This window comes from Variovorax sp. P4_B10, assembly GCF_056402375.1.
Window position 1 is genome coordinate 51,694 of sequence record NZ_JBFUHN010000043.1, and the last position, 7,508, is coordinate 59,201.

General features: G+C 66.4%; 8 protein-coding genes. 7 read left to right on the plus strand and 1 reads right to left on the minus strand.

All coding sequences use genetic code 11. The features are described 5' to 3' along the window. Positions 1 to 5: 5 nt before the first annotated feature. A complete protein-coding gene (locus AC1DXX_RS20055; RefSeq protein ID WP_478135961.1) occupies positions 6 to 1,001 on the minus strand; it encodes a S1C family serine protease in 996 nt (331 codons plus the stop codon). An 88-nt stretch (positions 1,002 to 1,089) separates the two neighbouring features. On the opposite strand from AC1DXX_RS20055, the gene AC1DXX_RS20060 reads away from it, so the two are divergent. The 7 genes from AC1DXX_RS20060 to AC1DXX_RS20090 form a co-directional block, all read left to right on the plus strand. Further along, positions 1,090 to 1,950, plus strand: a complete 861-nt coding sequence (locus AC1DXX_RS20060; RefSeq protein ID WP_478135962.1) for a TatD family hydrolase — start codon at positions 1,090 to 1,092, stop codon at positions 1,948 to 1,950. Positions 1,951 to 2,080: 130 nt separating this feature from the next. After that, entirely contained in the window at positions 2,081 to 2,491 is a 411-nt protein-coding gene (locus AC1DXX_RS20065) for a hypothetical protein (RefSeq protein ID WP_478135963.1), read from the plus strand. Between the two features lie 76 nt (positions 2,492 to 2,567). Further along, positions 2,568 to 3,095, plus strand: coding sequence for a DNA-deoxyinosine glycosylase (locus AC1DXX_RS20070; RefSeq protein ID WP_478135964.1), 528 nt, complete (start codon positions 2,568 to 2,570; stop codon positions 3,093 to 3,095). Then, a complete protein-coding gene (locus AC1DXX_RS20075; RefSeq protein ID WP_478135965.1) occupies positions 3,095 to 3,877 on the plus strand; it encodes a class I SAM-dependent methyltransferase in 783 nt (260 codons plus the stop codon). The genes AC1DXX_RS20070 and AC1DXX_RS20075 overlap by 1 nt, the downstream gene beginning before the upstream one ends. Then, positions 3,874 to 5,670, plus strand: a complete 1,797-nt coding sequence (gene tfpB / locus AC1DXX_RS20080; RefSeq protein WP_478135966.1) for a type IV pilus assembly ATPase TfpB — start codon at positions 3,874 to 3,876, stop codon at positions 5,668 to 5,670. Before AC1DXX_RS20075 ends, tfpB begins: the two co-directional genes overlap by 4 nt. Positions 5,671 to 5,778: 108 nt before the next feature. Beyond that, positions 5,779 to 6,267 (plus strand): tripartite tricarboxylate transporter TctB family protein, encoded by a 489-nt coding sequence (locus tag AC1DXX_RS20085; RefSeq protein ID WP_478135967.1) that lies wholly within the window; start codon positions 5,779 to 5,781, stop codon positions 6,265 to 6,267. Positions 6,268 to 6,275: 8 nt separating this feature from the next. Further along, positions 6,276 to 7,508 (plus strand): tripartite tricarboxylate transporter permease (locus tag AC1DXX_RS20090; RefSeq protein ID WP_478135968.1); only part of this gene is annotated, 1,233 nt, incomplete at its 3' end.

The following is a 7,508-nucleotide window of genomic DNA, read 5'->3' on the forward strand; positions in this document are numbered from 1 at the left end:
GATCATCAGAACGGTGGGGAGCCTGCTGCAGATGCCGCGTTCTCGATCGGCACCGCAAAGCCGATGCCTATGAAGGTGCGCTGCTGCGTGGGGTTGAGGATGGCGGTGACGATGCCGAGCACCTCGCCGTCCATGTTGATCAGCGGGCCGCCCGAGTTGCCGGGGTTGGCTGCGGCGTCGAACTGGATCAGGTTGCCCAGCTCCTGCTTGCCTTCGGGCGAGCGGAACGAGCGCTTGAGGCCCGACACCACGCCGGCCGACACCGAAGGACCGATGCCGAACGGAAAGCCCACGGCCACCACCTGGTCGCCGGGGCGCAGGTCGGCGGTGGAACGCATCGTGGCGGGGATCAGGTCGTCGGGAATCTTCTGCGCCTGCAGCACGGCAAGGTCGTTCTCGGGCTGCACGCCGGTGATGACGGCCACCGCTTCCAGGCCGTCGGCGAAGGTGACCTTGATGGTCTCGGAGCCCGCCACGACGTGCAGGTTGGTGAGGATCACGCCCTTGTCGACGATCACCACTCCGGTGCCGACGCCGCGCTCCACCTGGCCCGGCGGCGCTTCGTCGTTGGGGGCTTCGGGCGGCTTGCCCTTGGCCATGTTGCGGCCGCGCTTCTGGATCTTGGCTTCGGGCGTGGTCTTTTCGGGCCCGTAGCCCACCACGCGCACGACCGAGGGCCGGATGATGTCGGCGGCCTTCGCGGCGGGCGAGGGCAGGGTGGCGGTTTGCAGCGTGTGCAACACGGCCGCATCGATCTCTTTCTGCGTCAGCGCCTTGCCACCTTGGCGCGGCCCCCAGACGGTGCCGCCGGTGGCGAGCGCGGCGCACAGTACGACCAGCAGCGCGAAGCTGCGGCGCCCCGGTTGCCAGCCCGCCTTGGCGGGCACGGGCGGCGTGGCGGCCGCCGCGCCTGCTGCTTCAGGCGATGCCGGGGCATCCGCCTGTTCTGCGGCCTGCGGTAGCGTGCGGGGCGAACGGCTGTAGAAAGCAGGCCTGCGCATCGGAGAACCTCCGGCAAAAAAGACGCGTGTAGGAGTTCACAGTAGCACGCTTTCCGCGCCTGTGCATCCCTTCGGGCATCATCGTGCGATGGCTTCGTTTGTAGATACCCACTGTCACCTGGACGCGCCCGAATTCGGTGCAGAGAGGCCCGAGATCCGCGCCCGTGCTGCGGCACGGGGCGTTTCCCTCTGTGTGATCCCCGCGGTGGCCGTCTTCAACTTCGCTGCCGTGCGCGAGCTGGCCCACCTGCAGGGCGACGCCTATGCGCTGGGCATCCACCCGCTTTGCACCGGCGAGGCRCAGGACGCCGACCTCGATGCGCTCGATGCGGAGCTGGCGGCGCGGCGCGACGATCCGCGGCTGGTGGCGGTCGGCGAAATCGGGCTCGACTACTTCGTCGAAGGCCTCGACAACGACAAGCAGGAGCGTTTTTTTCACACTCAGTTGCAACTGGCACGCAAGCATGGGTTACCCGTTCTCATCCATGTGCGGCGTTCGGTGGACAAGGTGCTCAAGCATTTGCGGCAGACGGCGGGCGGCCGGCCCTGGCAGGGCATCGCCCACGCCTTCAACGGCAGCGGACAGCAGGCCGACGCCTGCATCGAGCTCGGGCTCAAGCTCGGTTTCGGCGGGGCGGTGACCTTCGACCGCGCGCTGCAGTTGCGCCGGCTTGCGGCCACGCTGCCGCTCGAAGCGATCGTGATGGAAACGGATGCGCCCGACATCCAGCCGCACTGGCTCTATCGGACCCAGGCCCAGCGCGAAGCCGGAGAGGCGCAGGGCCGCAACGAGCCCGGCGAGCTGCCGCGCATCGCCGAGGTGGTGGCGGGGCTGCGCGGCATCGGCATCGATGCGCTGGCCGAAGCCACCACGCGGAATGCGGTCCAAACGCTGCCGAAGCTCCAAAGTCTCCTGTCCTTGTCGGAGCGGCCGCCGCACCCCGCGTAGGCCAATGTCCCGAGTTGCGCCGGAGCGCTCGAGCGGCCGGTTTTAGCTGTCATCCTTGTGGTTCGACGTCGCGTTGCTTGTCCAGTGGCAAGTTCGTCACTCCAACTCTTCATCCAAAAAGGAGTCTTCCATGACCACATCTTTTGTTCGCACCATGCCTGTCGTGCTCGCCCTGGCGCTCGCCTCCATCGGCGTGTCGGCCGTGGCGCAGACCACCGCCCCTGCCGCAACACCGGCACCGGCAACGGCGGAGCCCACCACCACCGAGAAGGTGAAAGAAGCCGGCAAGGATGCCGTCGATGCGACCAAGCGCACCACCAAGAAGGCCGTGAACGCCACCGAGAGCGGCACCAAGAAGGCCTGGAGCGCGACCAAGCGCACCACCAAGAAGGCCACCGCCGCCACCAAGAAGGCGGCCGTGAAGACCGGTGAAGCCGTTGAAACCGCCGGCCACAAGACAGCCGACGGCATGCGCAGCACCGGCAAGGCCATCGGCGAGAAGGTGCCCGGCACCGCAGAGAACGAAGCCGCCAAGAAGTAACCTGGCTCCGGCCTCAATGAAAGAACCCGCTTCGGCGGGTTTTTTCATGGGCGGCGACAGTGCCAAGATACCGCCCATGAATCCACCTGCCGCACCCGACACCGCCAGCCCGGTGCTCACGGGCCTCGCGCCGATCGTTTCGCCCGCCACCGTCGTGCTGATCCTCGGCAGCTTTCCGGGCGTCCGCTCGCTCGACCAGCAGCAGTACTATGCGCATCCCCAAAACCAGTTCTGGAAAATCTTGCAAGCCGTCTGGCCCGATCACCCGCTCCCGATGGGCGTAGACAACTACACGAAAAAGAAGGGGTGGCTGCTCGACCGCGGCCTGGGCGTTTGGGACGTGTATGCGGCCTGCGAGCGCGAGGGCAGCCTCGACGCCGCGATCCGCGCGCCGGTGGCGAACGACATCGCGGGGCTGCACCTGCCCCGGCTCGCGGCCATTGCGCACAACGGCGGCGAGAGCTTCAAGCACGCACGCCATACGCGCACCCTCGGCGTGCCGGTCTACGCGCTGCCTTCCTCCAGCCCCGCCAATGCGTCGTGGAGCTTCGAGCGCAAGCTTGCGGCCTGGCGCGAGGTCTTTGTCGCCCACAAACTCATCTGATGGCCACGCGCAAAACTCCCGTCCTTCCCGAAGTCAATTTTTCCGACTGGGGCGATATCCGCTACCTGCACCTCGGCACCGAATGGGTCCAGGGCTCGATGAAGCTCGACGCGCCGTTCGAGATCGAGCTCGAATATGTACAGCGCATGATGGCCTGGCTGCTGTTTGTCGACGGCAAGGGCGTGGCCAACCGTCACGCGATGCAGCTCGGCCTGGGGGCCGCCACGCTCACCAAGTTCTGCCGCAAGACCCTGCGCATGCGCACCACGGCGGTCGAGCTGAATCCGCAGGTGGTGTCGGCTTGCCGTGGCTGGTTCAAGCTGCCGGCCGACGACCTGAAGCTGCGGGTGGTGATCGCCGATGCGGCGGCCGAGATCCGCAAGACCGAGTGGCAGGGCACCGTCGATGCGCTGCAGGTCGACCTGTACGACCACGAGGCGGCCGCACCGGTGCTCGACAGCGAGGATTTTTATGCCGACTGCCGCGCGCTGCTCACCGAAGACGGCTGCATGACGGTCAACCTCTTCGGCCGTTCGTCGAGCTACGAGCGCAGCCTCGAAAAGATCACCGGCGCCTTCGGCGCCGATGCGGTCTGGGCCTTCAAGCCGACGCGCGAAGGCAACACGGTGGTGCTCGCGCAGCGCACCCCGAGCCGTCCGAAGCGCGAAGCCCTTGCCGAGCGCGCTCAAACGATCCAGACTCGCTGGGGTTTGCCCGCATCCAAATGGCTGCGGGTTTTCAAACCATTGAATCTTTCAATCACCCGACCTTCCGGCTCATGAGCGCTGTTCCTGCCGTTTCCGCACCCGCCCCCCTGGCCAACCGCCACGAGGGTCCGCTCGACCTGCGTCGGCTGATCGAGTGGCTCGCCACCGACGGCGTGATTTCCCCGGTCGAGGCCAAGCGCACCATCGCGCGCTGCGCCCAGGCCGAAAGCCGGCAGGCACCGCTGGTGCGGCTCGCCAATGTGGCGATGACGCGCGAGAGCGACGGCAAGCCGCTCGACCTCGAGGCGCTCACCCAATGGCTTGCGGGCCGTGCCGGGCTGACGTACCTGCGCATCGATCCGCTCAAGGTCGACGTGGGCAAGGTGGCCGACACCATGAGCGCCGCCTATGCCGAGCGCCACAAGGTGCTGCCGGTGCAGGTGCTGCCGCACGAAGTGGTGGTGGCCACGGCCGAGCCCTTTCTCACCGACTGGATCGCCGAGGTCGAGCGCCAGTCGAAGCGCACGGTGCGGCGCGTGGTGGCCAACCCGGCCGACATCCAGCGCTACACCGCCGAGTTCTTCGCACTCGCCAAGTCGGTTCGCGCCGCGCAGAAGGCCGGCGGCAGCACCAGCGGCGCGAGCTTCGAGCAGTTGGTGGAGCTGGGCAAGAGCACCAAGCAGCTCGACGCCAACGACCAGAGCGTGGTGCAGGTGGTCGACTGGCTCTGGCAGTACGCCTTCGACCAGCGCGCGAGCGACATCCACCTGGAGCCGCGCCGCGAACAGGGCGTGATCCGCTTCCGCATCGATGGCATCCTGCATCCGGCCTACCAGATGCCCATGGGCGTGATGAACGCGATGGTGTCGCGCATCAAGCTGCTCGGCCGCATGGACGTGGTCGAGAAACGCCGTCCGCTCGACGGCCGCATCAAGACCCGCAACATGCGCGGCGACGAAGTCGAAATGCGCCTGTCCACCTTGCCGACGGCCTTCGGCGAGAAGATGGTGATGCGGATCTTCGACCCCGACACCGCCGTGAAGGACCTCGACGCGCTCGGCTTCGCGCAGCACGATGCGCAGCGCTGGGAGCAACTCGTCACGCGGCCCAACGGCATCATCCTGGTGACGGGGCCGACGGGCTCGGGCAAGACCACCACGCTGTACTCCACGCTCAAGCGCGTGGCGACCGAAGAGGTCAACGTGAGCACGGTCGAAGACCCGATCGAAATGATCGAGCCCTCGTTCAACCAGACGCAGGTGCAGCCGCAGCTCGACTTTGGCTTCACCGAGGGCCTGCGCGCGCTGATGCGGCAGGACCCGGACATCATCATGGTCGGCGAAATCCGCGACCTCGCCACCGCCGAGATGGCGGTGCAGGCTGCGCTCACCGGCCACCTCGTGTTCAGCACGCTGCACACCAACGACGCGCCGAGCGCCATCACGCGGATGATGGAGCTGGGCGTGCCGTCGTACCTGATCACCGCCGTGATGCTCGGCGTGCTCGCACAGCGGTTGGTGCGCACGCTGTGCCCGAATTGCAAGCAGCCCGACGACACGGTCACGCGCGAAAGCCTCGAGGCCATCGTCAAGCCGTGGCAGATCACGGGCTCCGTGCGCGCCTACAAGCCGGTGGGTTGTGTCGACTGCCGCATGACCGGCTACATGGGCCGCATGGGCCTCTACGAACTGCTGAGCGTGACCGAGACCTTCAAGGACCAGGTCACCAAGGAGCCCAACCTCACCGGGCTGCGGCGCCAGGCCGTGATCGACGGCATGCGGCCCCTGCGCCTGGCCGGCGCACTGCGCGTGGCCGAAGGCGTGACCACCATCGAGGAGGTCCTGAGCGCCACGCCGCCTCTCGAGTGATGTGGTCCTTTGGGTTAACCCTAACCCTTTGGTTAGTGAAATCCACATCAGCCTGACCGCAAGCTGACCGGACAATCCCGCATCGAAACTTGTTCGAGGAGACTGTTCGTGAAAATCAAAAGTCAGAAAGACTTTTTCTCGGGTCTGATGTTCACCGTCGTGGGCGTGGGATTCGCATGGGGCGCCACCACCTACAGCGTGGGCAGCGGCGCTCGCATGGGGCCGGGCTACTTTCCGTTGATGCTGGGCATCCTGATGTCCGTCATCGGCCTGGGGATCATGTTCAGCGGGCTCACCGTTGAAACCACCGACGGCGAAAAGATCGGCAAGTGGGCCTGGAAGCAGGTCGTGTTCATCCTGGGCGCCAACCTCGCGTTCGGCGTGCTGCTCGGCGGCCTGCCGAGCCTCGGCGTGCCGGCCATGGGCATGATCATCGCGATCTACGCGCTCGTGATCATCTCGAGCCTGGCGGGCCACGAGTTCAAGCTGCCCACCGTGCTGATTCTGGCCACGGTATTGGCCATCGGCAGCTACATCGCATTCATCTGGGCGCTCAAGCTGCAGATCCAGGTCTGGCCGACCTTCATCACGGGCTGAGTAAAAAAATGGATCTGATCAACAACCTCTCTCTCGGCTTTGGTGTTGCGTTCACCTTCACCAACCTGCTGTATTGCCTGGTCGGCTGCATCCTGGGCACGCTGATCGGCGTGCTGCCGGGCATCGGCCCGGTCGCGACCATCGCGATGCTGCTGCCCGCCACGTACGCGCTGCCGCCCGTGTCGGCGCTGATCATGCTGGCCGGCATCTACTACGGCGCGCAGTACGGCGGCTCGACCACCGCCATCCTGGTGAACCTGCCCGGGGAGTCGTCCTCGGTGGTGACCGTGATCGACGGCTACCAGATGGCGCGCAAGGGCCGTGCCGGCCCGGCACTCGCTGCCGCGGGTCTGGGCTCGTTCTTCGCGGGCTGCGTCGGCACGCTGATCCTGGCGGCCTTCGCACCGCCGCTGACCGAACTGGCCTTCAAGTTCGGCCCGGCCGAATACTTCTCGCTGATGATCCTGGGTCTGATCGGCGCCGTGGTGCTGGCCTCGGGCTCGCTGCTCAAGGCCATCGCGATGATCGTGCTGGGCCTGTTGCTGGGTCTGGTGGGCACCGACGTGAATTCGGGCGTGGCGCGCTACAGCTTCGACATCCCCGAGCTCACCGACGGCATCGGCTTCGTGGCCATCGCCATGGGCGTGTTCGGCTATGGCGAAATCATTGCCAATCTCTCGCGCCCCGATGACGAGCGCGAAGTGTTCACCGCCAAGGTCTCGGGCCTGTTCCCGACCAAGGAAGACTTCAAGCGCATGATTCCTGCCGTGCTGCGCGGCACGGCGCTCGGCTCGGCCCTGGGCATCCTGCCCGGCGGCGGTGCGCTGCTGGCGGCTTTCGCGGCCTACACCATCGAGAAGAAGACCAAGCTGAAGCCGGGCGAAGTGCCCTTCGGCAAGGGCAACATCCGCGGTGTGGCGGCGCCCGAGTCGGCCAACAACGCCGGTGCGCAGACCTCCTTCATCCCGCTGCTGACGCTGGGCATTCCGCCCAACGCGGTGATGGCGCTGATGGTGGGCGCGATGACCATCCACAACATCCAGCCGGGTCCGCAGGTGATGACCAGCAACCCCGAGCTGTTCTGGGGCCTGATCGCCTCGATGTGGCTGGGCAATGCGATGCTGATCATCCTGAACCTGCCGCTGATCGGCATGTGGATCAAGCTCCTGTCGGTGCCCTACAAGTTCCTGTTCCCCGCCATCGTGCTGTTCTGCGCAATCGGCGTGTACTCGACCAACAAC

Coding starts and splice junctions, on each gene's coding strand:
- tfpB (WP_478135966.1), top strand. CDS start 3,874: ATGAGCGCTGTTCCTGCCGTTTCCGCACCCGCCCCCCTGGCCAACCGC.
- AC1DXX_RS20075 (WP_478135965.1), top strand. CDS start 3,095: ATGGCCACGCGCAAAACTCCCGTCCTTCCCGAAGTCAATTTTTCCGAC.
- AC1DXX_RS20065 (WP_478135963.1), top strand. CDS start 2,081: ATGACCACATCTTTTGTTCGCACCATGCCTGTCGTGCTCGCCCTGGCG.
- AC1DXX_RS20070 (WP_478135964.1), top strand. CDS start 2,568: ATGAATCCACCTGCCGCACCCGACACCGCCAGCCCGGTGCTCACGGGC.
- AC1DXX_RS20055 (WP_478135961.1), bottom strand. CDS start 1,001: ATGCGCAGGCCTGCTTTCTACAGCCGTTCGCCCCGCACGCTACCGCAG.